Origin of the sequence: Streptomyces sp. NPDC058470 (genome assembly GCF_042721055.1) — a bacterium.
Lineage (GTDB): Bacteria > Actinomycetota > Actinomycetes > Streptomycetales > Streptomycetaceae > Streptomyces.
Map to the genome: position 1 here is coordinate 1 of NZ_JBHXMF010000093.1, position 26,060 is coordinate 26,060.

Genomic DNA, 26,060 nt, shown 5'->3' on the forward strand with positions numbered 1-26,060 from the left:
GGGGTTTGCGCCCCCCCCCCATTGGGGCGGCGTTATTTCCCCTCGGCCCCCGGGTGCGTCTATTCCGGGGGGGGGGGCCCGCCCCGCCCCCCCCCCGCCACCCTTCTCCCCGGTTGGCACGCCCACGAGGAGCTGCTCGAACCTGCGTCCCGAGCCGGACGCACCGATGTCGGCTCGGCTATGTCGTTATTATCCGAAAGAGGGGCAATATGTACTTTGCCTTGATGGTGCGCCTTGCTGATGCGCCTTGATGAAGCAGCTTCCTCCCGGGGTGGTCGATGTCCCGCAAGCGACCGACGGACGACGGCGACGAGCTGCTGGCCCGGCTCGGGTCGCTGACCGCGCAGGCGCGTGAGCGTGCGGAGTTCCAGCGCTCACAGGTCGAGCTGGCCATCGCGCTGCAACGCGGCATGCTCCCCGGAGCCATGCCGACCGCCCCCGGATTCGACGTGGCCGTCCGGTACGCACCGGCCTGCTACGGCCTCAACGTGGGCGGTGACTGGTACGACGCCTTCGAGCTGCCCGACGGGCGTATCGGGCTCTCCATCGGTGATGTCCAGGGACACAACATCGAGGCGGCCGCGTTCATGGGCCAGGTCCGGGTCGGGCTTCGGGCGCTGGCCTCCGTCACGAGCGAGCCGGGAGAACTCCTCGCACGGACGAACGACCTCCTCCTGTCCATCGGCACCGACCTCTTCGCCACCTGCACGTTCATGCGGCTCGACCCGTCCACCGGAGTGCTGGAGAGCGCACGGGCCGGGCACATACCGTGCGTCTGGGCGACGGCGGACGGAAAATCCGGCATCACCGAGGACGAAGGGGGGCCGCCGCTGGGCGTAGAGCGCGGGACGGAGTACCCGGTCACCCGGTACCGGCTCACCACTGGCGGATTGTTCGTGCTGTTGACCGACGGTGTGGTGGAGGGCCCTTCGATGAGCGTCGACGAGGGGCTCGATCAGGTGGTGCGACTCGCGGGCATCGCCGCCGTCGCCGGCCTGTCGGCCGGTTCACTCGCCGCCGGAGTGATCAAGGGCGCAGAGCGCGTCGGACACGAGGACGACGCGGCCGTACTGGTCGTCGGCCACGGGCCGTCAGGCCTTCGGCCCTAGGTCCTGTCGTCACATTCCCGTCTGCCGCGCGACGCCATGCACGCCCTCTCGCCGCACCGGGCGCAGACCCCAGTACGTCCCGTACGAGGGTCCACGCCCGGCACACCGAGAGCACGCACCTACTGCGACACAGGCTGCTGCCGCAGCGGGCGCGAGGCCGCCCTCCGGGCGACGACGGGAACGTGACGACAGACCTAGGACGGGCGGCTGCCTCGCCTCGCCGACGCGGCGGCGGGGGTGTCTGATGGCTGCTGTGGTGGGTACACGCGAGCTGCGCCGACCGGCCGTCGTCGCCTTCCAGACGCTGGCCGTGGCCGCCTGCTACTTCGCGGCAGGGCGCCTGGGACTCCTGCGGCGGCTCACTGTCGAGGGTGCGGTCTTCACACCCATCTGGCCGCCCACGGGCGTGGCGGTGGCCGGCCTGTTGATCTTCGGGATCCGTTGCTGGCTCGGGATCGCGATCGGTGCCCTCCTCGTCGTCATCACCCTCGCCTCGCTCCAGCCCCCTGCGATCGGCATCATCGCGGGCAACACCGCCGCTCCGGTCTGCGCCTACCTCATGCTGCGCAGGCTGGGATTCCGGACCGACCTCAGCCGTCTGCGCGACGGCCTCGCCCTGGTGTTCCTGGGGGCCCTCGGCAGCATGATGATCAGCGCCACGGTTGACGTCGGTGTTCTGGTCCTCACGGGCAAGATCGCCGCGCACAACTTCTGGCCGGTGTGGCTGGCGTGGTGGGTGGGCGACGCGATGGGTGTCCTGATCGTCACCCCGGTCCTTCTGATGCTGTACCGGATACGTCTGCCGTTGCGCGCGACGCGATGGAAGGAGGCCGCGGTACTGACGCTCGTCGCCTGCGTCCTCGTACCGACCGCTGCGTACAGCCCGATCAGTCTGCTGTTTCTCGTCTATCCGCTGCTGGTCTGGGCAGCGCTGCGTTTCCCGCAGGGAGGCAGTGTGCTCTGCGCCCTCTTCGCCTCCGTGCTGGCCACCGTCGCCGCCACGGACCGGGTCGGTCCGTTCGGGCGGTTGAGTGATACCGCGCTGATGATCAAACTCCAGGCCTTCAACGGAGCCATGGCCCTGACCGCTCTGCTCCTGTCGGCCGTGATCACTGAGCAGCGCAACACCAGACGATCCGTCGAACTGGCCTGTCAGGATCTGGTGGAGGTACTGGAAAACCTCACCGCGGGGAACGCCTCACCGATGCCGATGCCGCCGCCGGTGGACGACGGGGGCAAAGGGCGACACAACGATGCGGGACAGAACGATGCGCGGTGAGTCATCCGTCGCCCCAAGCGTTCGCAGCGGCCGACAGCCGGACTGTCCCGGCGGCACGTCCGGGCGCGGCTTCCGGCCGGCGTCGCACCAGGGTGCGACCGCGTAGGTCCGGTGAGGAAAGATGAGACCACAAACGAAGAACAACCGATGTGGAGGTGCGCGCCCATGCCGCACGAGCGAGCGGGCCGACAGGCAGGCCCCGAGGACCTCGTCGATGTAGCCCGGTTGGTCACGGCGTACTACTCGCTGCACCCCGACCCGGCAGAACCCGGCCAGCGCGTCGCCTTCGGGACGTCCGGACATCGCGGGTCCTCACTGGCGACCGCGTTCAACGAGGACCACATCGCGGCGACGAGCCAGGCGATCTGCGAGTACCGCGACGCCCAGGGGATCGACGGGCCGCTCTTCCTGGGCGCCGACACCCACGGCCTCTCGGAGCCCGCCAAGGTCACCGCCCTTGAGGTGTTCGCGGCCAACGAGGTGTCGGTGCTTCTCGACAGCGCGGACGGCTACACGCCCACACCAGCCGTCTCGCACGCCATTCTCGCCCACAACCGGGGTCGGTCCGCGGGCTTCGCGGACGGGGTCGTGGTCACCCCCTCCCACAACCCACCCGCCGACGGGGGCTTCAAGTACAACCCGCCGAACGGAGGCCCGGCGGGCTCCGAGGCGACCGGCTGGATCCAGGACCGGGCCAACGAACTCATCGCGGGCGGCCTCAAGGACGTACGCCGCATCCCCTACGCCAGGGCCCTGACCGCCCCCGGCACCGGCCGCTACGACTTCCTCGGCACCTACGTGGCCGACCTGCCGCAGGTACTGGACCTGGACGCGATCCGAGCGGCCGACGTGCGCATCGGCGCGGACCCCCTGGGCGGGGCCTCGGTCGCCTACTGGGGACGCATCGCCGAACAGCACGCCCTCGACCTCACCGTGGTCAACCCGCTTGCCGACCCCACCTGGCGGTTCATGACGCTGGACTGGGACGGCAAGATCCGTATGGACTGTTCCTCGCCCTATGCCATGGCCTCGCTGATCGAGCAGCGCGACCGCTTCCAGATCGCCACGGGCAACGACGCCGACGCCGACCGCCACGGGATCGTCACACCGGACGCCGGACTCATGAACCCCAACCACTACCTCGCCGCCGCGATCTTCTACCTGTACTCCCACCGCGAGCAGTGGCCCGCGGACACGGGGATCGGCAAGACGCTGGTGTCGTCCGGGATGATCGACCGGGTCGCCGCCGACCTGGGCCGTCGACTGGTCGAGGTGCCGGTGGGATTCAAGTGGTTCGTGGACGGACTGTCCGACGGCTCACTCGGTTTCGGCGGGGAGGAGTCGGCCGGTGCGTCCTTCCTGCGCCGCGACGGCTCGGTGTGGACCACCGACAAGGACGGCATCATCCTGGCTCTGCTCGCCTCCGAGATCACTGCCGTGACCGGGAAGACGCCGTCGGAGCATTACGCCGCGCTGACCACACGTTTCGGCGAACCTGCGTACGAGCGTATCGACGCCCCGGCGACCCGTGAGGAGAAGGCCCTCCTGGCGAAGCTCTCGCCCGCGCAGGTCAGCACGGACACCTTGGCCGGGGAAGCGGTCACCGGGGTACTCACCGAAGCTCCGGGCAATGGCGCGTCCATCGGCGGCATCAAGGTGACGACCGCCAACGCATGGTTCGCCGCCCGTCCCTCGGGCACCGAGGACGTCTACAAGGTCTACGCCGAGTCCTTCCTCGGACCCGACCACCTCCGCCAGGTCCAGGAGGAGGCGAAAACCGTGGTCTCGGCGGCCTTGGGCGGCTGACAGCACGCGGGTGGGTGCGCGGCGTCAGCGTGCTTCTTGGCGTCGCGGTGCGAGCACGAGCCGAGCCGCGCGGGGGCAGATGTGCTGCCGGACAGCACGCCGAGCCGTACCCCCGTCCGAGGGGCGCCCGAATCCCTTGACAGGCGTACGGGCGGGCGCGACAGGAGGCCGCGTCCGCCCGCGGTCACGTGCTCGTTCGTGTCCGCCCGCGGTCACGTGCTCGGCCGCGCCCCTCCGCGGTCACGTGCTCACCCGTACCGGTCGCCGCAGCAGATAGGCGGCCGCGCTCGTGACGAGGACGGCCATGCAGGCGATGAACACAAGCCCCGCATCCTCCAGGCCGATCGGGCCCGCCAGTACCCCCACACCGATCACCGGTACCGAGATGCCCGCGTACGCCACCACGAACAGCGTCGAGATCACCGCCGCACGCTGGTCCGGGGGAGAGGCCTCGGCCACCGCGGACAGCGCTCCGCGGAACGCCAGCCCCTGCCCGACCCCTGCGACGAGCGCGCTCGCCACCACCAGTGACAGCAGGTCCCACCGCAGCGCACCCGCAAGCAGCGCAAGGGCGACGAAGAGTGCGGCACAGCCCAGCGGCAGTGACCGGCCCACTCCGACCCGGCCGACCAACAGCTGCCCGGCGACCGAGGCGAAGAAGCCCACCGCGACGACAAGCCCGCTCACGGCGTGGTTGTCCACGTTCAGGGACTCTTCGAGGAACGTCGGGCTGACCGCGGTGAACACCCCGAACAGTGCGAACCCCACGAAAGAGGCGATCGCCGCGGGCCCGAACACCGCCCGCACCTGCGGGGGCACGGCCGGCCGCTGCGGCCGTACGGTGCTCAGCGGCCGTCGTTCCCGTACGGTCTCCGGCAGACGCAGCAGGACGACGGCCGAGCCGGCCACCAGCACGAGGTGCACGGCGAACGGCAGGTACAGCGGCCAGTCGGCGTACTGCGCGAGTACTCCGGCGAGCAGCGGACCGCAGCCGAGCCCGCCCATGTTGACGGCCGTCGCCACGAACGTGGCCCGGGCGGCGCCGCCGTGCGGTGCCAGCTCCAGCACGTACACCGTGGCGGCGCCGGTGAACAGGCCGGCGGACAGTCCCGACATCAGCCGACCCGCGTACAGCCAGGTCAGCCCGTCGGCGGACAGGAAGCAGACCGCGCTCAAGGCCGAGAATCCCAGGCCTGCCAGCAGTACGGGCCGCCTTCCGACGGCGTCGGAGGCGTTGCCTGCCAGCAGCAGTACGCCGATGACCCCGAAGGCGTACACGGCGTACACGACGGTCACCATCAGTTCGGAGAAGCCGAACTTGTTCTGGTAGAGGCTGTAGAGCGGGGTCGGCAGCGTGGTGCCGACCATGCACACGGCGAACACCGCCCCGCCGAGCAGACACTGGCGCCACCCTGGGCGATTTCCGTCCATAGCGCCGACGATAATCCCGGGCGTCGCGCCCGGCGCGTTGCCGTACAGGAGGTCGAAGAAGGCGTCCAGATGGTGGCGGATGTCCGGAGCGGGTGCCGCCGGGCGCGGAAGGGCACACCGGAGCGGGTGTGCCGCCAAGCGCCGAATTAAAGAAACGCTTGCGTTTCGCTCCAGGTCACCGTAGTTTATGTGTACGAAACCGTTTCGTATTGATGGGAGCTCGGGGCGTGCCCAGCCGCAGCAGTAGCAAGTCCGACGTATCGCGTGAGGCGGGATCCGCGGCGCTGGTCCGGGCCGTCCTGGCGCGGGCTGCGCGATGACCACCTCTCCGGTGTTCCTGGCTGTCGCCCTCTCCCTGGTCTCCGCGGTCTGCTACGCCACGGCCGCCGTGGTCCAGGAGAGGACCGCCGCCAGAACGCCGAACCTGCGCGGCGCCCTCACCCGCGGCTCCTGGTGGTGGTCGGTCCTCCTCAACGCCGCCGGCGCACTGCTGCACGTGGTCGCCCTGCGGTACGGTCCGCTGACCCTGGTGCAGCCGCTCGGCGCGCTGACCCTCGTGGCGGCAGTGCCCCTGGGCTCGCTGGCCGCCCGCCGCCGGACCTCCGGAACGCAGTGGCGCGGCATGGCCCTCACCCTCGTCGGGCTCACCGCGCTCCTGACCGTCACCGCCTCGGGCAACGCGCCGGACAACACCCTGCACGCCACCGAGGTCCTGGTGGTCGCGCTCACCGCCGCCACCGTGGTCGCGGTGCTCGTCCGGCTCGCCTCGGGACGCTTCGCCCCGGGCGGCCTCGCCTTCGCGGCGGCTTCCGGCATTGCTTCCGGAGTCGGCTCCACGCTGGCCCAGAAGCTTGCGGTCGGGCCGGCCTTGTCCTGGAGCGTGGCGGTGGTTACGGTCCTCACCGCCGCGTTCGCCGCGGCCGGGCTGCTGCTCTCCCAGAAGGCCTACCGCAGCGGCCTCGGTGGCCCCCTCGCGCTGCTCACCCTCGTGAACCCCGTCACGGCGTCCCTCATCGGCATCACCCTGCTCGGCGAAGGCTTCCAGTACGGGGCGACCGGCACCCTGCTCGCCCTCGCGGGCGCAGCGGCGGCCGGCCGCGGTGTGGTCCTGCTCAGCAGGCCCCAGCCCCGCCACGACGATCCTGACCATCCCGACCGCTTCGACGACGGTGACGACCAGCCGCGCCTGCCGCGCAGGACGAAGCCGGTCGCCGCGCCGGGCCTGCGACCCACCCGGCTTTTCCGCACCGCGTTTGCGTCCATCGGACGGATGCGCCCGGCCACGGCCGACCTCACCGGAATGAGCCGGGCCATCTGAAAGGGAGAACACGAACATGACGACTCTTCACCTACGCCCTCGGACATCCGTGCGTGCGGCGGGACTGGTGGACGTGCCCGCCGTGGTGCGCCTGATCGCCCCGACCCTGCCCTCGCCCTCGACCTCGCCTTCAGTCCCGGCCTCGGCCCCGTCCTCGCCGTCCTCCCCGGCCCTGGACAGCTCTGCACTGGACTGGGAGCAGGCGCAGAGCGCCATGAGGCTTGTGCTGGCTCACCATGCCCTCGAAGAGGGTCAGGTATGGGTGGCCGAGCATGAGGACGGCGCACTCCTCGCGGCCGCCGTCTGGCTGCCGCCCGGCGTCGGGTCCGAGCCCCCCGAGACGTACTTCAGCGGCCTTCTCTCCCGTGAACTCGCCATCGGCCCGCAGCACCGTCCGGTCCTGCCGGCGTTGCTGCGGGAGGCGGAGCCCGACGGGCCGCACTGGAAGGTGGTCATCGCGGGCGCGCTGGACGACACGAGCGCCTGGGATCATACCGTCGCCGCCGAGCTGCTGGCCCCGGGACTGCGCGCCGTTGACGACCAGGCCGCCACCGCCGTCGCGATCACGGTTTCCGCCCGCCACGCGGACCAGCTGCGGCCCCTCGGGTTCCGCCGACCGCGTGAAGTCGACCTCATGCCGGGCGCGAGTGTATGGCTGACGACTCGTCACCCGAAGGCTCGGGTGGAGGGCTGACGGCCCCTCGTCGCCGACGATCGAGCTGACTCCGTCACCGGGTTTCCCTGACTCCGTGTCGTCCCGTGCGGTTCACGCGGACACGCGCATTCCGCCGCTCCCAAACCTTAATACGGTTCCGTCGTCAGAATATGAAGTCTTCTTTACTCGTGTCGTCGTTTTGCCTCGTCGGGGGCGATCGTTGGCAGTGTGGAATCTTTCTTCCCATATGCGGGTTTCGGGAGGATTCTTCTTTCGTGGTGCTCGGACGAGGTGTGTGTGAGGTGTCCCGCCTTGGGGTCAACTCCCCTGTTCTCCGCGGGAGGCAGGGAAATGTCAAGTGTTGACATTCGCCGAACCTGTGATTGATGATTGCGGCTGCATCACGGAGTTTCGGAGGGGAATTCGAATGAACAAGGAAATGGCGCGAGCAGGTAATTGACCAAGGTTTTGCGCCAGCTCGAACGTGAGGCCATGAACGTCACATGCGACAGGCCCGCCGAAAAGATTTCGGGAAACAAATTACTGGGCCGCTTTCGCCTGCCTCACACCGTCGCCTCGCCCCTTCATCGTTGACCTGACGTCTGCTCCGCATCCCGGTGCGGTATTCCACGGTGACGGCAACGACCCGCGTCCGGTCATCGGCCCCGTGCGTGCCGTCACCCTCAGGGCTGCCTTGTGTGTGAACGCAGCACGACGTCGTGGTCGGCCGCCGACCCTGTTGCCCGCTCCCTCCACCACGCCCGCGCGACGGCGGGCAGGTCGTTCTGGAAACCGTCGGCAGTCCGGTGGTCCCGACCTGTCGCGCTCGATGTCAACCAGCCCCACACCGACGGGAAGGCCAGGTACTGCCGGTGAAGAACACCCCTCACTCTGTCCCCGCTCCACGCGCGTCCGCCGACACGGTCACGTACGCCACCGAAGAGACGCCGCGCATCCGGCCTGCCTCCTTCGCCCAGCAGCGACTGTGGTTCCTGGCTCAACTGCCGGGTGCGAACGCCGCGTACAACGAGACGATCGCCTTCTCGCTGACCGGCCCGCTCGACCACGACCTGTTGTCACTTACCTTCGACGTCCTGACCGACCGGCACGAAACGCTGCGGACGCGGCTGGTGGCCGAGGAAGGGGTCGTACGCCAGCACATCGACCCGCCGGGTGCGGGGTTTGCCCTGTCGTTCGAGGACCTCACCTCCGTCACCGACCCCGACGCGCGCGTGGCCGCCCTGCAACTCGACGAGGCGAAAGGGCCGTTCGACCTCGAGGCCGGGCCACTCGGGCGCGGTCGCCTTCTCGCTGTCGGGCCCAGGCGCCACGTACTCCTGCTGACGTTCCATCACAGTATTTACGACGGCGTCTCGATGAACGTCATGATGGACGAAGTCGGGCAGATCTACCAGGCGTTGTCGACGGGCGAGCCGAACCCGCTCCCGGCGCTCGCGGTGCAGTACGCGGACCATGCGCGGGCCCAGCACGAAGCCGTACTCGGTGGCGCGCTTCGAACCCAGGAGGACTATTGGGTGCGTGCACTGGATGACGCGCCGCCCGTCCTGGAACTCCCCGTCGACCGTCCGCGGCCGACGGAACAGCAATACGGGGGCGGACGGGCCGAGTTCAGCCTGGACGCCGAGGTCACCACAGGGCTCCGCGGCCTGGCCAGACGGCACGGCGCAACCCCCTTCGTGGCGCTGTTGACCGGCTGGGCGGTTCTGATGTCACGGCTGTCGGGGCAGGAGGACATCGTTGTCGGCAGTCCGTTCGCCAATCGGCGCGGCCCGGGGGCTTCGGGCCTCATCGGCTTCCTCGTCAACTCGCTCCCGCTGCGGATCGATCTGTCCGGTTCCCTCACCGCCTCGGAGGCACTCGCCCGCACCCGTGCCGTCGTACGCGAGGCACTCCGTCACCAGGACCTGCCCTTCGAGCGCATCGTGGAACTGGTCAACCCGCCGCGCAGCGCCTCCCGTACGCCGCTGTTCCAGACCATGCTTGCCTGGCAGCCCGACCGGCGGAACCTGCTGCACCTGCCCGGAGTCGAGGCCGAGCCGCTGCCGATCACCCAGGCCCCGGCCAAGTTTGACCTCGCCCTGTTGGCAACCGAGTCCGACGGCCGCATCACCGGCCACCTGGACTACGCGACGGCCCTCCTGGACCACACCACCGCACAGCGCTGGACGGACCACCTGCGGCATCTGCTCACCGACATGGCCCGCCACCCCGAACGAGACATCCGGGCCCTGGAGTTGATGGATCCGCAGGAGCGCCGCCAGGTGTTGCTCGACGGTGACGCCACGCAGGCTGCCGACACTTTCGGCCCGGGGGAAACCCTGCGCACCGCGTCCGGACTCGTCGAGCTCTTCGAGGCCCAGGTCCGCGAGCGCCCCGCGCAGACTGCGGTCGTCGACCGGGACCGCTCGCTGGACTACGCGGCACTCGACAGCCGCGCCAACCGCCTCGCGCACGCCCTCGTCGCCCGGTCGGTCGGCCCCGGTGACGTCGTCGGGCTGCACGCGAAGCGGTCCTGCGACCTGGCCGTCGGCATCCTGGGCATCCTCAAGGCAGGCGCCGCCTATCTTCCGCTCGACCCCGGTCAGCCCCTGGAACGCCTCGCAGGCATGGTCGAGGACGCCGCCTGCCCCCTCGTACTGACCGACCACGGCGCTGCCGACCGCGCGCGGGAGTGGCTCGACCTGAGTGTGGTGGAAGCCGAGGGAGCGACCGGGGAGACTCCGCCGGCGGGCGTCGGCCACGCGCCGGACCGGCCGGCCTACGTCATCTTCACTTCCGGTTCCACGGGACGGCCCAAGGGCGTCGCGGTGGAGCACCGCAGCGTCCTCAACCTCTTCGCCGGCTGGCACGCCCGTATGGGCACCGCGCCGGGGGAGGCCGGCTCCGCCTGGTCCAGCATCGGCTTCGACGCCTCCATCCACGAGTTGCTGCTGCCGCTGACCACCGGCGGCGAGCTGCACATCGTCCCCGAGGACCTGCGCGGCGACCCCGAAGCCCTGCTGGAGTGGATGCGTGAACACGCGGTGACCCAGGCGTTCCTGCCCCCCGCCTACGTCAAATGGATCGACGAGGACCCCGCCGGCCGGCTGCGCGGGCTGCCGCTTCGCAAGCTGCTGACCGGAGTCGAGTCGCTCACCGAAGCAGCGCTGCACCGCATGACACAGCACCTCCCCGGCCTGCGGATCTGCTTCGGCTACGGACCCACCGAAGCGACCCTGTACAGCACCGCCTACTACGACCCCCGCCCGCTGGAGCGCCCCTGCCCCATCGGCCGCCCGCTGCCCCATACCCGTATGTACGTGCTCGACGACCGGATGGAGCCCGTCCCGCCCGGCGTGGTGGGGGAGGTGTACCTCGGCGGAGCGTCGCTGGCCCGCGGCTATCTGGGCCGCCCCGACCTCACCAAGGAACGCTTCCTGCCCGATCCGTTCGTGCCCGGCGAACGGGTCTACCGCACCGGGGACCTCGCCCGGCGGCTGCCGGACGGTCAGGCCCACTACGTGGGACGCGTCGACGACCAGGTCAAACTGCGCGGATTCCGGATCGAACCCGCGGAGGTCGAGGCGGCGCTGATGGCACTGCCCGGCGTCCGTGAAGTCGCGGTCCTCGTCGACCACGACGCGGCGGGCCAGCCCCGCCTGGTGGCCGGCATCGGCCGGGGCGCCGAGTCGGCCCGGACCGCCCACGACTGGCGCACCGCCCTCGCCCGCCGACTGCCCGACTACATGATCCCCGCCGTCTTCCTCGATCTCGATGCCCTGCCGCTCAACCGCAGCGGCAAACTCGACCGGCCCGAACTGCTGCGCTTGGCCCAGGAGTCGAGCTCCAACCAGGTCAACACGGCCAGTCCGCGCGACCACGTCGAGCACGGCCTGTACCGGATATGGCAGCGGATCCTGCTCCACCCCGACATCGGCGTCAGCGACAACTTCTTCGAGATCGGCGGCACTTCCCTGTCGGCCATCAAGATGTCCCACGCCGTCGGCGAGACGTTCGGCCGCCGCATTCCCGTGGGCGAGGTGATGATGCGGCCCACCATCGAAGCACTGGCCGAACTGCTGCGCGAGGACGGCGCCTCGCGCGCACCGGGCAGTCTCATCGAGTTCCGTCCCGGTACGGGCCCGCGTGTGGTCTGCGTGCACCCGGCCGGAGGCACCGCCTTCTGCTATCTGCCCCTGGCCGAGCTCTTGCCCGAGCAGGTCGGGCTGTACGGCATCCAGTCGCCGGGAGTGAACCCCGGCGAGGACCGGCTGCCCACCGTGCAGGCCATGGCCGAGGCGTACCTGAGCTTGCTCGAACCTCTTGGCGAGGGACCACTCGTCCTGACCGGCCTGTCGTACGGCGGCCTCGTCGCCCACGAGATGGGACGCGTCCTGGCCCGCGGCGGACGCCGGGACGTCAGCGTCGTACTCCTCGACACCCAGGCCACCGACGACGTGTCCGCACGCGAGGAGATCGGCGTCGTCGAAGCGGCCGAGTTCCGCGACAAACTGGTGAGGTTCAACGGGATGTATCCCGGCATCGACGACGCCCAGGTCGATCGCTACTACCACCTCTACAACCACAACCGGCTCACGGCCAGGGAACACCTCCCGGCCGCCTCCCCGACACGGCTGGTCCTCGCCCAGGCCGTTCCGGACGGCACCGACAGCCCCTTCCACGCCGAGGTCCGCGCCTTCTGGCGGCGTCGCGCGCAGGGCGACTTCCGCGTCGAGACGATGGCGTGCGACCACTGGGAAATCCTGGAGGGCGCCGGAGCGGCCCAGGTCGGCGCACTGCTCGCCGCCGAACTCGCCCACCATGTAAGCCAGTTGGCCCTGCCCGTACGGGAGCTGTGATGGACCTCCGACCCGCCCGCAGCGACTCTCCGCCCCCGGTCGGCACCGGGCACGCGCCCCTCGCCGACGCCGTGCTGGACCAGGCCCGCCGCACCCCGTTCGCCGTCGCGGTCGAGGACGGCAGCCGGGTCCTCGAATACGCGGAACTCGAACGGGCCAGTGGCCGGGTGGCGGCGCGCCTTCGCGCGGGCGGAGTGCGCCCCGGGCACGCCGTCGCCGTACAGCTGCCCCGCTCGTGGGAGCTGATCTGCGTCATGCTCGGCATTCGCCGTGCCGGAGCCACCGTCGTACCCCTCGACCGGCTCAGCCCGCCCGACCGACAGCGGCACATCCTCGACGACTCGGGCGCCGTCGCCGTCATCCACGACGGCGGGTACCTGCTGGGCGCGCACCTCGTCGCGTGGGACGTCCACCTCCTGCTGAGCGATGACGGGTCCGGCCTGCCCGCCGTGCCGTCGGGGCACCGCGGCGACACCGCCACGGGCTTCGTCTTCTACACCTCCGGCAGCACAGGGCGCCCCAAGGGCGTCGAGGTCACCGACGAAGGAGTGCTGCGGCTGGCCCGGCCCGGTTACCTCGACCTGCCGCCCGGCGCCCGCTACGCCTGCCTGTCCAACCCCGCCTTCGACGCCCTCAGCTTCGAGGTGTGGGTTCCGCTCCTGACCGGCGGTGTCTGCGTCGTACTCGACGACACCCAGGTGCACAGCCCGCACCAACTCGCCGGAGTGCTCGGCGAGCGCCGCGTGGACACGCTGTTCATCACGACGGCCCTGTTCAACGCCGTCGTCGAGCAGGTGCCCGACTGCTTCGCCACCACCGAACAGGTACTCGTCGGCGGTGAACAGCTCAACGCACGGATCGTCCGCCGCTGGTACGCGACCAACTCCGCCGCCCGCACCGTCCTGCACAACGTGTACGGGCCGACGGAAGCGACGACCTTCGCCCTGTGTCACCCCATCCCACGGGACTTCGACGGCGACACGGTTCCCATCGGCAGCGCGTTGCCCGGCACCGGCGTACTGCTGCGCACCGAGGACGGTCGCACCGCCGAGTCGGATGAGGTGGCCGAACTGCTGCTGTCCGGAGCGGCGTTGGCGCACGGCTACCGCAACCTGCCCGCGCAGACCGGGCAGAGCTTCGTACGACTGCCACACGAGGACGGCGGCGAGCGGCGCTGGTACCGCACCGGCGACCTCGTACGACAGGACGCCGAAGGACGAGTGACCTATGTCGGCCGGGCGGACCGCCAGGTCAAGGTGCGCGGCTTCCGCATCGAACCGGGGGAGGTGGAGCGGCAGATCCTGGCGCACTCCGCCGTCCGCCAGGCCTACGTGTGCACCCGCCGCGAGGACGCGGACCGCCACGAACTGCTCGCCTTCCTCGTCCTGGGGGACGGTGCCGTGGGCGCCCCTGTCCTGGGCAGCGACGGGTCGGGCGACGCTGTCGTGGTCGTGGTCGACGGTGCACTGGGTGACCGCGACTTGGGCGACGACCTCTCCTTCGAGGCCTACGATCGCCATCTCGCCGCCGCCCTGCCTGCGTACATGCGCCCCCACCACACCTTCCTCGTCGCCGAACTGCCCCTGAACGCCAACGGCAAGGTCGACCAGGCCGCCCTGTTGCGCGCCGCCGGGACCCCGTGGCGCGGCACGCGCGAGGGCGACGCACCCGTCGACGCCGACCAGCGGTGGGTGCTGGAGGTCGCCGAGGACATCCTCGGCGTCACCGGCCTGCGTCCCGGTGACCGCTGGGTGGCGAGCGGCGGCGACTCGCTGAAGGCGCTGCGTTTCCGCTTCGCGATCCTCAGCCGCTTCGCCGTCGACCTGCCGCACGACCTGGTGCTGCGGGCCGACTTCGCCGCCCTCGCGGACGTCGTCCACGCCCCGGACACGGCCGTGGGCGAACACCGACCCGTGCCCACCGCCTCCGACGACCCGACCGCACCGGCCACCAGCGAACAGGAACGCCTCTGGCTCCTGCACCAGCGAGAGCCGGGGGACCGTTCCTACGACGTGCCGCTCGCCTTCCGCGTCCAGGGCCGGATCGACACGGCGGCACTGCACCGCGCGGTACGCACACTGGTGGACCGGCACGTGGCCCTGCGCACCCGGCTGGTTCCCACCCCGCACGGGCTGCTCCAGCAGACCTGCGATCCCTACGACCCGTGGGAACGGCCCGAAGCCTGCGCCGACGAGGAGTGGCAGGACACCGCCGACCGGTTCTTCAGCCACCGCTTCGACCTGGGGGACGCCCGGATGCTGCGGGCCGCCTGGGTGGCGCGGGCCGACGGCGGACTGTTCCTGCTGCATCTGCACCACGTCGCCGTGGACGGCTGGTCGCTCAATCTCCTCTTCCACGACCTCACCGACGCGTACGCCGCCGCGTTGGGCGGCGGGCAGCTGACCGGTGGTGCGTGGCCGTCCGGTGGTGTCCAACCGTCTGGTGGTGAACAGGCGCCCGGTGGTGACCAGTTGTCGGGTGGTGTGCAGTCGTCCGGTGGTGGCCAGTTGTCGGGTGGTGTGCAGTCGTCCGGTGGTGACCAGTTGTCGGGTGGTGTGCAGTCGTCCGCCATCACGCCGTTGGACTTCGCGCGTTGGCAGCGCACTTGGCACACGAGTGCTGCCTACGAGCGCCGTCGCGCGCGCCTGCGCTCCCACTACGGCCGTGACGGCGAACCGTCACCCGCACTGCCGATCCCCGACGCTCCGGGTGCGCCAGCGGCCCGGCTGCTGCGCACCTCGCTCGACCCGATCCGCCGGAGCGCACTGGACCGCCGCGCTGCGCAACTCGGCCTGACAAGGTTCCAGTTGCTGGTGTCCGCGTTCGCCATGAGCGTGTACGGCGTGACCGGCCAGGGTCGTCCGCTGATCGCCACGCCGGTGGCGAACCGGCCCCGCCCCGAATTCGCGGAAACCGTCGGGATGTTCGCCAACACGGTTCTCCTGGATCTGCCCATGGAACCGCACCGGTCGCTGGACGCCCACCTCGCGGTCCACTCCGACACGGTGGGCGCCGTGCTGCGGGACCAGGAGGTCGCTCTTGCCGATGTCCTCGCGGACCGGGCCTTCCGCGAGCGGACCCCCTTGTTCGACTACCTGTTCGTGCTGGAGAACACCGAGTTCTCGGCGCTGCGCCTGGACGACTGCGAGGTGCGGCCGGTGTGGCCCGAGCCGCTGGGCGCCAAATGCGCCCTCACTCTGTCGGTGGTCGAGCACGAGTCCGGGTTCGACTGCCTGTGGGAGCACCGCGACGACATCGGCGCCGCGCGGGCGGAGGCCGCGGCCCATCTCTTCCGTCAGGCCATCGACCACCTGACCGACGCCGCCGCTCCAACCCTCCACGAACTGGTCGCCCCCTACCGCCGAGCCCTGCCCGACCACGGCCAAGGCGCCGAGCGGGCACCGGACTTCGCCACCGTCGCCGACGGCTTCGCCCGGCAGGTGGCGCGCAACCCGCACGCACCGGCCGTCGCCGCCGGCGATTCGACCCTCACCTACGCCGAACTCGACGCACAGGCAGCCGAGTTGGCCACCGCCCTGCGCGCCCGCCACCACTTCCCGGCCGATCCCGCCGCCCCGGCGGCGGTGGCCCTCTACCTCCAGCCCTCCGTCGAACACATCGTGGCGCTCCTGGCGGCAGCCCGCCTCAACCTCACCGTCGTCCCCCTCGACCCCGCGTACCCGCCACCCCTACTGCGGCACGTGCTCGACCGGGCCGACCCGCTGTGCGTGCTCGTGGCACCCGGGGACGAAGACGTCCTCGACGCGATCGCGCCACCCTCCCTGCCACGGCACGCCGTCACCCTCGCCGAAGCACCCACGCCCGCGTCCGAACGCCGCCCCGCGCACCACGGACTGCGCCCGCTCTACACCCTGTTCACGTCCGGCTCCACCGGCACTCCCAAGGGCGTCCAGGTCCCCGACCGGACCCTGTGCAACCTGCTGACCTGGCAGCGTACCGACGGCGGTCTGAGCGGGTCCGCCGTCACCCAGCAGTTCTCCATGCTGTCGTTCGACGTCTCCTTCCAGGAGATCTACACCACCCTGTGCTCCGGCGGACTGCTGCGCCTGGTGCAACCCGCGTGGCGGCATGATGTCCCCTCCCTGCTGCGGGAGTTGGAGACCGGGCGAGCGGAGCGGATCTTCCTGCCGTACGTGGCCCTGCAACTGCTCGCCGAACACGGCGTGCGCACCGGACAGTTCCCGTACCGGCTGCGCGAAGTCGTCACGGCGGGGGAGCAGTTGGTGTGCACCGATGCCATCCGCCGCTGGTTCGCCGGTATGCCGGGCGCTTGCTTGTTCAACCACTACGGCCCCACCGAGACCCACGTCGTGACCGGTCTGTGCCTCGACGGCGATCCCGCCGGGTGGCCGCTGCGCCCGGCGATCGGACGACCGGTGGCTAACGCCGTCCTGCGTGTCGTCGACGACGGCGGACTCCCCGTACCGCCGGGCGTCACCGGCGAGTTGCTGATCGGCGGACTCATGGCCGACCGCTGCTACCTCGGCGACGCCGCTCCGCATCGCGACCGCTTCACCGAGGACCCCGACCTGGGGATCTTCTACCGCACCGGCGACCTGGCCCGCTTCGACGCGCAGGGCCTGCTGCACTACGCGGGCCGCGACGACACCCAGGTCAAACTCGGCGGTCACCGGCTGGAGTTGGGGCAGGTCGAAGCCGCGTTGCTGCAGTATCCAGGCGTGACCAACGCGGTCACGGCCGTGGCGGACGGGCGGCTGGTGGCGTGCCTGCAATGCCGGGGCGAAGACCCCGATCCCGCGGACCTCGCGGACCATCTGGCCGGGCTGCTGCCGGCCTACGTACGCATCGGAAGCTTCCGCCGATTGACGGAGCTGCCCCGCACGCCCAGCGGCAAGCTGGACCGGCGGGCGGCGCTCACCGCCCCGGGCCGCGAGCTGCGCGCGGCCGGCTCGTCGGCCCCGGGCCTGTCGCCGCTCGAAGGACGACTGGCCGCACTGTTCGAGACGGTGACAGGCAAGGCGATCACCGTGGAACAGCGGTTCTTCGACGCGGGTGCCACCAGCCTGGACCTGATGCGCTTTCAGCTCCGCTGCGCGGGCGAGGACGATCTCACCTTCGCCGTACCGGAGTTGTTCGAGCACGTCACCCTCCGCGCCCTTGCTCGCCTCCTCGACCGGCGGGGCGTGGACTCCGCCCCCGGGACCGACGGTGTCGCCGGCGAGGCGGTCGCATCCGATGCGCCGCAGCCGACAGGGGAGCGGGCCTACGTCGGCGAGGGCGGAGACGAGCGGCTGGAGCCCATCGCCGTCATCGGCATGGCCGTACGGCTCCCCGGCGCCCCCGACCTGGCCGCCTTCTGGGACCTGATCACCTCCGGCCGCCGCGGCATCGAGCACTTTCCCACGACCGACGGCCGCGTCGGCGCGCGCAGCCAGTTGGCGGGGCTGCTCGACTTCGATCCGGGCCGCTTCACGATCAGCCCGCACGAGGCGCGGCTGATGGATCCCCAGCAGCGGCAGCTGCTGATGAACTGCGTCGAGGCACTCGCCCACGCCGGGGTCGGAGACCCGACGACCCGCCGAGTCGGAATCCTGGCCGCCTGCGGGGAGAACACCTACTTCCAGAACATGCTGCGCGAGGCCGACCCGGCCGCGCTGCCCGACACCTTCCGGCTGGCCCTGCACCACGAGAAGGACTTCCTGGCCACCAAGGCCGCCTACCATCTCGGTCTGACAGGTCCCGCCTTCACGGTGCAGTCGGCGTGCTCCAGCTCGCTCGTCGGTGTGCACATCGCCGCAGGGATGCTCCGCCAGGGCGACGCGGACATGATGCTCGTCGGTGGCGTCCTCGTCGACACCGAACTGACCGACGGCTACACCTACCGACCGCAGCACATCTTCTCGCCGGACGGGCACTGCCGACCCTTCAGCGCGGATGCCTCCGGCACCGTCGGAGCCAGCGGCACCGGCGTGGTCGTACTCAAGCCCCTCGCCGCTGCCCGCCGCGACGGGGACACCGTCTACGCCGTCATCACCGGCTCGGGCATCAACAACGACGGGTCGGACAAGCTGAGTTACAGCGCTCCCGCCCTGGCCGGGCAACGCGCCGCGATCCGCACTGCCCTGCACCGCAGCGGACGCACCGGAGCCGACCTCGGCTACGTGGAGGCACACGGCACCGGCACCCGCCTCGGGGATCCCGTGGAGGCGGCCGCACTGCGCCAGGCGTACGGCCTGGCGGACGGCGCGCGCGTCGCGCTGTCCTCCGTGAAGAGCCAGATCGGGCACCTGGGCGCCGCAGCGGGCGTCGTCGGTCTGGTGCGGGCCGTGCTCGCCGTGCACCACGGGATCGTCCCGCCCACCCCGGACTTCGACCGTCTCAACCCGGAGATCGACGACGGCCCGTTCCGCATACCGACCGCGGCCGAACCGTGGCCGCGGGACGTACCGCGGGTGGCCGCCGTCAGCAGCTTCGGCATCGGCGGAACCAACGCCCACCTGCTCCTTGAGCAACCGGACACCGCGCCGACCGTGCACACCCCGCGCGAGCCGGTGCCGTGCCTGGTCCTGTCCGGCGCCTCCGCGGCCGCCGTACGCGCGGACGGCCGCCGCATCGCGAACTATCTGAGCGCCCACCCCGAGACCTACCCGCAAGTGCTGCGCCACCTTCAGGCCGGGCGCCCCGCACTCGATCACCGGGTGGCGGCGGTCTGCCCCGACGCCGTGTCGGCCGTGTCCTGGCTGCTCTCGCCCACCGCGACCGCACCACTGTCCTCACCGGCGCGCCCGACCGACCCGGGGCGTAACCCGCAGGCGCTCGCCGAGGCCTGGACGGCCGGACACACCGTCGTATGGGCCGAGGGCCCGGCCGACCCGCCGTGGGACTTCCCGCCCCCCGCCTTCGACACGGCGGAGTACGACTTCCCCCGCGCCCACGGGGCAGCTGCACCGCGCGTGTCCGCCTCCCGGCCGCAGCGGCTGCCTGCCACCGACTGGCTGCACCAGCCGCAGTGGACCCGCCTGCGCCGGGCCCGTACCGCCGCCCGAGAACCGAGCCGCACCGCCGTGGTGATCACCGCACCCGACACGCATCCCGACGCCTGGCGGTTCCTGGAGAGCCACTACGCCCGGGTGGTACGGGTGCGGGCCGGCAGTGCCTTCGTCGCCTTCGACGAGGACCGCTACGAGGCCGATCCCGCCGACTCCGGGCACCTCGCGGCACTGCTGGCCCGAGTGACCGATCGCGGCGGACCCGGCGTCGACTGGCTGCACGCGCTCCCGCTGGCCCTGCGCGGCAGTGTCGACGAACGCTCGCTGGAGACCGCCCAGTGGGCCTGCCTCGACACCGTCGCCGCCCTCAGCAGGACCCTGGCCGACCTCCCTGACGGGGAGGAGCCACGCGTATGGCTGCTGTCCCACCAGGCACAGCCGGTCACCGGCGCCGTCCGCAGACCCGAGGCGGGGCTGCTCGCCGCGACCACCGAGACCCCCCGCCAGGAACTCGAGGTAACCCTGCGCTGGGCCGATCTGCCCGGACCCGATCCGGCCGACTGGGCGCAGCACCTGCCCGATCTGCTCCTCGACGACACCCTGTCCGGTCCACTGCTCGCCCTGCGCGACGGCTTCTGGTGGCACCGCACCGTCCAGCCGGTCCCCGTACCCGAAGCCGTACCCACGACCTGGCCGGCCACCCCCGGGACCCACCTGGTCCTCGGCGGAACCGGCGGCATCGGCAGCACTCTTGCCGTACGTCTCCTGCAGCGGCCCGGCACGCGTGTGGTGCTGCTGGCCCGGGGAGAGGGGATACCGGCCGTCCTGCGTCCGTACGCGGACCGTGTCTCCCTTGTCCCGGCCGACCTCGCCACGGAGGACCCCCGCACGGTTGCCGCACGTCTGGCCCCGTACCTCGACGGCCTCACGGGCATCGTGCACGCCGCCGGAACGGCCGCAGGCGGGCTCCTGGCCCGGCGCGACCCCGCCACCGCGCGCCGTGCCACGGCGGCCAAACTGCGCGGCGCCCTGCTCGTCGAGCAGCTGATCGCCGAGCACGGCCCCCACTACGCGGCCTACTGCTCGTCGATGGCGGCCCTGTACGGCGGCGTCGGCCAGTTCGACTACGCGGCTGCCAACGCCTGCCTGGACGCCTTTGCGCAGTACGCGCCGCCCGGCGCGGACGACGTACACACAACTGTCCGGATGAGCATCGGCTGGGACGCCTGGCGGGAGGTCGGCATGGCGCAGCACGCGCTGGGTGCCGATGCCCGCCACCAGGAGCACCTGGCGGTCGCGCTCACTCCCGAGGACGGCGCGGCGGTCTTCGAGCGGGCCCTGTACCTGCAGTTGCCCCACCTGATGGTCAACACCACGCCTCTGCAGCAGGCACGCTTCTTCTACGAGCCGGAACCGGCACCCGCCACCTACGCGAGTGACGCCTCGGCCCGCAGTGAACCGGGCACTCTCCACGACGACATCGCGAGCGACGTCGTGGAGATCCTGCGCGACCTGCTCGGCGTGGACGCCGTAGACCCGCAGGCGCCGCTGTACGATCTCGGCGCCGATTCGCTGACCCTGCTGGAACTCATCGACGAGGTGAAACGCCGCTACGGCGCCGACATCGACCTGTCCCGGCTCAGCCACCGCGTCAGCCTCACCGAGATCCTCGGTCATGTCGACACCGCCATGCACCCCGCCATATCCGCGGGCGCGGCGGTGGACGTCGAGGTGTGGCAGCGCGGCCCGGGCCCGGACGTGCTCTGCCTGGTCCATCCGATCGGCGGCGACATCCAGGCCTATCGTCCGTTGGTATCGGCCCTGCCGGACGATCTGACCGTCTGCCTCATCGCCGACCCGGCGCTGCGTGACCCGCAGCTGCCGGCCAGGTCGATCGCCGACCGTGCCGCGCACTACCTGGCAGCCGTCCGGGCGGCGTTCCCCGCACCCGGCTGCCGGTTGCGCCTGGCGGGCTGGTCGTTCGGGGCGTGGACGGCCCTGTCGATGGCAGCCCTCGCCGAGACGGACGACCGCCCCGTCCACGCCCTCTACCTCCTCGACCCGCCACCACCCGGCGCCGCCGAACACCGGGCCGCCTACGACGAGCAACAGGTGGACGCCGTCTTCGCCCGCGAACTGGCCGGCAACGGCGCCGACCGCCTGACCGAGCCGGGCCGTGCCTATGCCGAACGCCTCGCGCGCTGCTGCCGTACGAACCTGGCGGCCATGGCCGAGCACAGCTTGCCGCGCCTCGCCCTGACCCCCGCCACCGTCTGGCTCGCCCAGCGCCCCGTCGACGACGTGACCTCCCTGGCCCCGGAGCCGACCCCGCCCGACGCGTGGGACGCCCATCTGCCCCGGCCGGTGCGTACCCACCGCGTCGACGCGACCCACTACGAAATCGTCGCCGCGCCCCACGTCCAGGAGATCGCCGCCGCCGTCGGGGACGACCTTGCCGACGCCCCGTCGAGCGCACGTGGTGCCGCCGCCCGGCAGTCCTGAGGCGTCCCACTCTCCCTACCCGCCCCACCCGACCCATGGAGGTCTCTCATGGAGGACTACGCACTGCAGGCAGTCGAGCGGCTGACCACCCGGCCCGCCGAGCCGTACGACACCTTCTCGCTCGCCCCTGTCACCCCGCTGCTGGGCGCGGAGGTCTCGGGGCTCGACCTGTCACGGGAACTGACACCCCAACAGGAGAAGGAACTCAAGCACGCGTTCCAGACTCACCACGTCCTGGTCTTCCGCGATCAGGACATCAGCCCTGAGCAACACAAGAGGTTCGCGGGCGTCTTCGGCGAGCTGCACCCCGTCGCGCTCCCGGTCGAGGGGTCCGACCCCTACATCCTGGACATCAAGGCGAACAAGGAATCCCGGGCCGTCGTCGGCAACGGCTGGCACGCAGACGGCACCGCGGACGCCGAACCGTCCCTCGGGTCGATGCTCTACCTCACCACGGTTCCCGAAGGCGGCGGCGGTGACACCCTGTTCGCCAACATGCACCTCGCCTACGAGCTGCTCTCGCCGTCCATGAGGCAGTTCCTCGACGGACTGACCGCGGTCCACGACGGCGCCCTGCCCTGGAACGCCGCCGGGCTGACCCCGCCGCCCGAGTACGACATCCCGCGCACCGAACACCCCGTAGTCGTCCGGCACCCGGAGACGGACCGCAAACTGCTCTTCGTCAACGCCCCCTACACCTCGCACATCACCCAGCTGTCCCGCACCGAGAGCAGCGCCCTGCTCGACATGCTGTACGCGCACATCGCCCGGACCCCGCTGCTGCACTGCCGTGTCCACTGGCAGCCGCGCACCCTGGTCTGCTGGGACAACCGAAGCGTGCAGCACCACGCCGTGTGGGACTACTTCCCGCGCACCCGCCAGGGCCGCCGTGTTGCCGTCAACGGCACTCCTCTGCGGGCCTGAGCCACCGATCCCGGACGCGACCCCGGGCGGGCGGCCTTGGGGGTGCTGGAGTTGACTTCGAGCGCACTCCAGGGTGTTCGCTGGTGTGGTAGGGCCGCGACGTCGTGACGGAGCGGGCGATGACTTTCATGAGGAGTACGCCATGACACAGAAGGTCTGGTTCATCACCGGAGCCTCGCGCGGCTTCGGGCGGGAGTGGGCGATCGCGGCGCTGGAACGCGGTGACTCCGTGGCCGCGACAGCACGCGACCTGTCCACCCTGGACGATCTTGGCGCGACCTATGGAGAGCGGCTCCTGCCCCTGCAACTCGATGTCACGGACCGCGATGCCGGCTTTGCCGCCGTGCAGCAGGCGCACGAGCGGTTCGGGCGCCTGGACGTGGTGGTCAACAACGCCGGCTACGGCCACTTCGGCCTGGTGGAGGAACTCACCGAGGCGGAGGCCCGCGCGCAGCTGGAGACCAACCTGTTCGGCGCGCTGTGGGTCACCCAGGCGGCACTGCCGTTCCTGCGTGAGCAGGGCAGCGGTCACATTCTGCAGGTCTCTTCCATCGGTGGGATCAGTGCGTTCCCGCTGGTCGGCATCTACCACGCGTCGAAGTGGGCCCTTGAAGGGATCAGCCAGGCGCTGGCCCAGGAGGTGGCGCCGTTCGGCATCAAGGTCACGCTGATCGAGCCCGGAGGCTTCTCCACCGACTGGGCCGGCTCGTCGTCGAGCAGGTCCGAGCCGTTGCCGGCGTACGCCGAGTTCCACACGCAGGTGCAGGAGCAGCGCCGTCAGCGCATCGGCACCCCGGGCGACCCGCGCGCGTCCGCCGCGGCCGTCCTGGAGATCGTGGACGCCGCCGAGCCGCCGCTGCGGTGCTTCTTCGGTACGGCTCCGCTGGGTATCGCCAGGGCCGACTACGAGCAGCGCCTGGCGACGTGGGAGAAGTGGCAGCCGGTGGCGGAGCTGGCCCAGGGCTGAGCACTCTCAGCTGCCCCGGGGCCAGTGAGGCAGACGGCGGGCCTGACGCCCGCCGCCGGACCGGCTCCGCCTCCACGGTGTCCTGACGCCGGTCGGCGGCGACAGCTGGAACCCCGCCGCCCGACCGTGACCACCCGCGCGCCTGCCTCCTTGGGCATGCACGGGCGGGCGCTTGAGCGCGACGCGTGCTGGGTATGTTCGAAAGTCTCCGCATACATGCGTATCGCGCTGAAGTAGGGCTGGGGTCAAGGCAGTTGGGGGATGCTGTGGGATCAGGAGACGAGTACGACAGAGCTGGCCCGGGGTCCTCGGACCGGGGTGCGGCTTGGGGACCCGAGGGATCCCCGACGGCGGCTGTCCCGGACCGCGGGCAAGGCGGGGGCGAGCCTTCGGCAGCGACAGGGGCCGCAGCTCCGGACGCGGCCCTGGACCCGGCAACGGATCCGCCCTCGGCACCGCCCTCGGCACCGCCCTCGGCACCGCCCTCGGCCGCGCCCGAGGACTCCGGGCCTCCGCCTTCGGGCCCGCCCGCGGCGCCGGGCTTTGCGCTGTTCCCGCCCCCGCCGGACCATCCGCCCGTGGTCGGCGCGTTGTCTGCGCCCGACCCCCTCCGCGCGCTGGCCGTGGCCCTGCTGAACCTGAGCGGCCTGGGCCTCGGCTATGTGCTGCTGCGCCGCTGGTTGGCCGCGGCCCTCTGCTGGGCCGTCACGGCCGTGCTGCTGCTGATCGCGCTGCCTGCGGATCCGGACGGCGTACCCGGTGGCCTGGTGGTCGCGTACGTCATCTTCCTGCTGCTCACCGCAGGCGACGGGGCCCGCCGCGGACTGCGTGCCCCCGCCGAGCCTGCGCCGCCGGAAACGAGAGCGCCAGGCCGGTCCGGTCTGCTGCGGCCACCCGTGGTCCTTGCCCTGGGCCTGGTACTGCTGGCGGTGCCGGCGGGCGGCGCGGTCGCCTATGACGCCGCGCGGGACGAGGCCGTGGAGCAGATGCTGCTCGACCGGCTCGCCGACGCCGACGCGCTGGTCGCAAAAGGCTCCACCGACTCCTTCGCCGCCTCCAAGGAGCAGTACCGCAGAGCCCTGGCCCAATACGGCGAACTCGCCGAGGAGCACGAGGGATCGAGGGCCGCGAAGCTCGTACCGGACAGGTTGGGGAAGTACTACACCACCGTCGGCGGCCCGTACGCGAAGGACGAGTACTGCGACGCCGTCGAACCGCTGACGTATCTGCGGACCGTCCCCGACGTGGTGGACAAGGACCTGCTCGGCGATCTCACCGACTGGCCCGACGACCGCTTGGCCACCTCACTGTACGAGTGCGGCGCGAGCAGGCTCGGGGTCGTGGGGGCGGGCACGGACGGGGGCGAGTTCGGCGTTCTGATGCGTACGTTCCCGGACTCCGCGCAGGCGGACAAGGTGGAGCCCGCTGTCCGGGGCCGGATCAAGCAGCTGAACGGGGAGCTGTCCGGTGGCGACCGGGCTCCCTGCACCGTCACGGAGGAGGTGCGGCGGATCAGCGACACGGCGTCGGGGCTGCCCGCCAAGAGTGCGACCGCGCTGACCGGAGAAGCCGCTGACGTGGTCGAGTCGGGGACCTACGCCTGCGGTGTGGACCAGTTCAAGGACGACGACTTCGCCGCGGCCCGCCAGACGATGACCGATTTCGCCGACACGTACAAGGACAGCAAGCGTCGCGTGCAGGCTCAGAACATCGCCATAGGCGCGGAGATCGCCGAGGAGGAGGCCGCGGCGGGCAAGCGCGTGCCGTCGGCGGCCAAACCGAACGGCTCCGGACTCGAACTCGTCATCAGCAATGACGCTCCGGACGATGTGGAGATCCTCTTCACCGGTCCGGTCACCGGAAAGGTCTCGCTCAAGGCCTGCGGAAGCTGCGAGACGTACTCCAGCGAGTCGAGCGGAAGAACCCTTGCCTGCGAGGACACCAGCAAGAACTACCCGAAGTCCAGACTGGTGCTGCCCGCGGGCGACTACTACTTCCTCTACAAGCGTGCCGACGACACGGTCGACAACGCCAACCACACCGCCACCAGCAAGATCGAGTCCGGCTACTCCTACACGGACTGCACCTACGTCGTCCAGAGCGACCCGTGGGACCTCGATCTGCCCGAACTGGCACTCCCGAGCTGACCCAGCCATGAACCAACGAACCAGCCGGCGGGGGGGGGGGCGCGGGGGGAGGGGTGGGGGGGGGGGTGGCCCCCCCCCCCGCGGGCGGGAGG

Annotated in this window: 11 protein-coding genes; 10 read left to right on the top strand and 1 reads right to left on the bottom strand. The window is 71.1% G+C overall.

Annotated features, from left to right (window positions below):
- Window positions 1-278: 278 nt before the first annotated feature.
- From ACFWP7_RS39980 to pgm, 3 genes are all read left to right on the top strand, one after another.
- Window positions 279-1,109: a PP2C family protein-serine/threonine phosphatase gene (locus tag ACFWP7_RS39980; RefSeq protein WP_384392639.1), complete on the top strand. Its 831-nt coding sequence runs from the start codon at window positions 279-281 to the stop codon at window positions 1,107-1,109.
- A gap of 244 nt (window positions 1,110-1,353) precedes the next feature.
- The gene (locus ACFWP7_RS39985) at window positions 1,354-2,388 is read left to right on the top strand and encodes an MASE1 domain-containing protein (protein ID WP_384392642.1); all 1,035 of its coding nucleotides are present in this window, start codon (window positions 1,354-1,356) and stop codon (window positions 2,386-2,388) included.
- Between the two features lie 165 nt (window positions 2,389-2,553).
- Entirely contained in the window at window positions 2,554-4,194 is a 1,641-nt protein-coding gene (gene pgm / locus ACFWP7_RS39990) for a phosphoglucomutase (alpha-D-glucose-1,6-bisphosphate-dependent) (RefSeq protein ID WP_384392645.1), read from the top strand.
- Between the two features lie 240 nt (window positions 4,195-4,434).
- Here the strand turns inward: pgm and ACFWP7_RS39995 are convergent, their stop codons facing one another.
- On the bottom strand, window positions 4,435-5,625 hold the full coding sequence (locus tag ACFWP7_RS39995) for an MFS transporter (RefSeq protein ID WP_384392665.1): 1,191 nt from the start codon (window positions 5,623-5,625) through the stop codon (window positions 4,435-4,437).
- A gap of 316 nt (window positions 5,626-5,941) precedes the next feature.
- Between ACFWP7_RS39995 and ACFWP7_RS40000 the strand changes: the two genes are divergently transcribed.
- From ACFWP7_RS40000 to ACFWP7_RS40030, 7 genes are all read left to right on the top strand, one after another.
- Window positions 5,942-6,943 (top strand): hypothetical protein, encoded by a 1,002-nt coding sequence (locus ACFWP7_RS40000; protein WP_384392647.1) that lies wholly within the window; start codon window positions 5,942-5,944, stop codon window positions 6,941-6,943.
- 16 nt (window positions 6,944-6,959) lie between these two features.
- A complete protein-coding gene (locus tag ACFWP7_RS40005; protein WP_384392649.1) occupies window positions 6,960-7,637 on the top strand; it encodes a hypothetical protein in 678 nt (225 codons plus the stop codon).
- 833 nt (window positions 7,638-8,470) lie between these two features.
- A complete protein-coding gene (locus ACFWP7_RS40010) occupies window positions 8,471-12,457 on the top strand; it encodes an amino acid adenylation domain-containing protein (RefSeq protein WP_384392652.1) in 3,987 nt (1,328 codons plus the stop codon).
- Window positions 12,457-21,930: an amino acid adenylation domain-containing protein gene (locus tag ACFWP7_RS40015; protein ID WP_384392654.1), complete on the top strand. Its 9,474-nt coding sequence runs from the start codon at window positions 12,457-12,459 to the stop codon at window positions 21,928-21,930. Before ACFWP7_RS40010 ends, ACFWP7_RS40015 begins: the two co-directional genes overlap by 1 nt.
- Window positions 21,931-21,978: 48 nt before the next feature.
- Window positions 21,979-22,854, top strand: coding sequence for a TauD/TfdA dioxygenase family protein (locus ACFWP7_RS40020; protein ID WP_384392656.1), 876 nt, complete (start codon window positions 21,979-21,981; stop codon window positions 22,852-22,854).
- A 142-nt stretch (window positions 22,855-22,996) separates the two neighbouring features.
- Window positions 22,997-23,821, top strand: coding sequence for an SDR family oxidoreductase (locus ACFWP7_RS40025; protein ID WP_384392659.1), 825 nt, complete (start codon window positions 22,997-22,999; stop codon window positions 23,819-23,821).
- 578 nt (window positions 23,822-24,399) lie between these two features.
- Window positions 24,400-25,968 carry a hypothetical protein gene (locus ACFWP7_RS40030; protein ID WP_384392662.1) on the top strand — a complete coding sequence of 523 codons (1,569 nt, stop codon included), beginning with the start codon at window positions 24,400-24,402 and terminating at the stop codon, window positions 25,966-25,968.
- The last annotated feature ends 92 nt before the right edge of the window (window positions 25,969-26,060 follow it).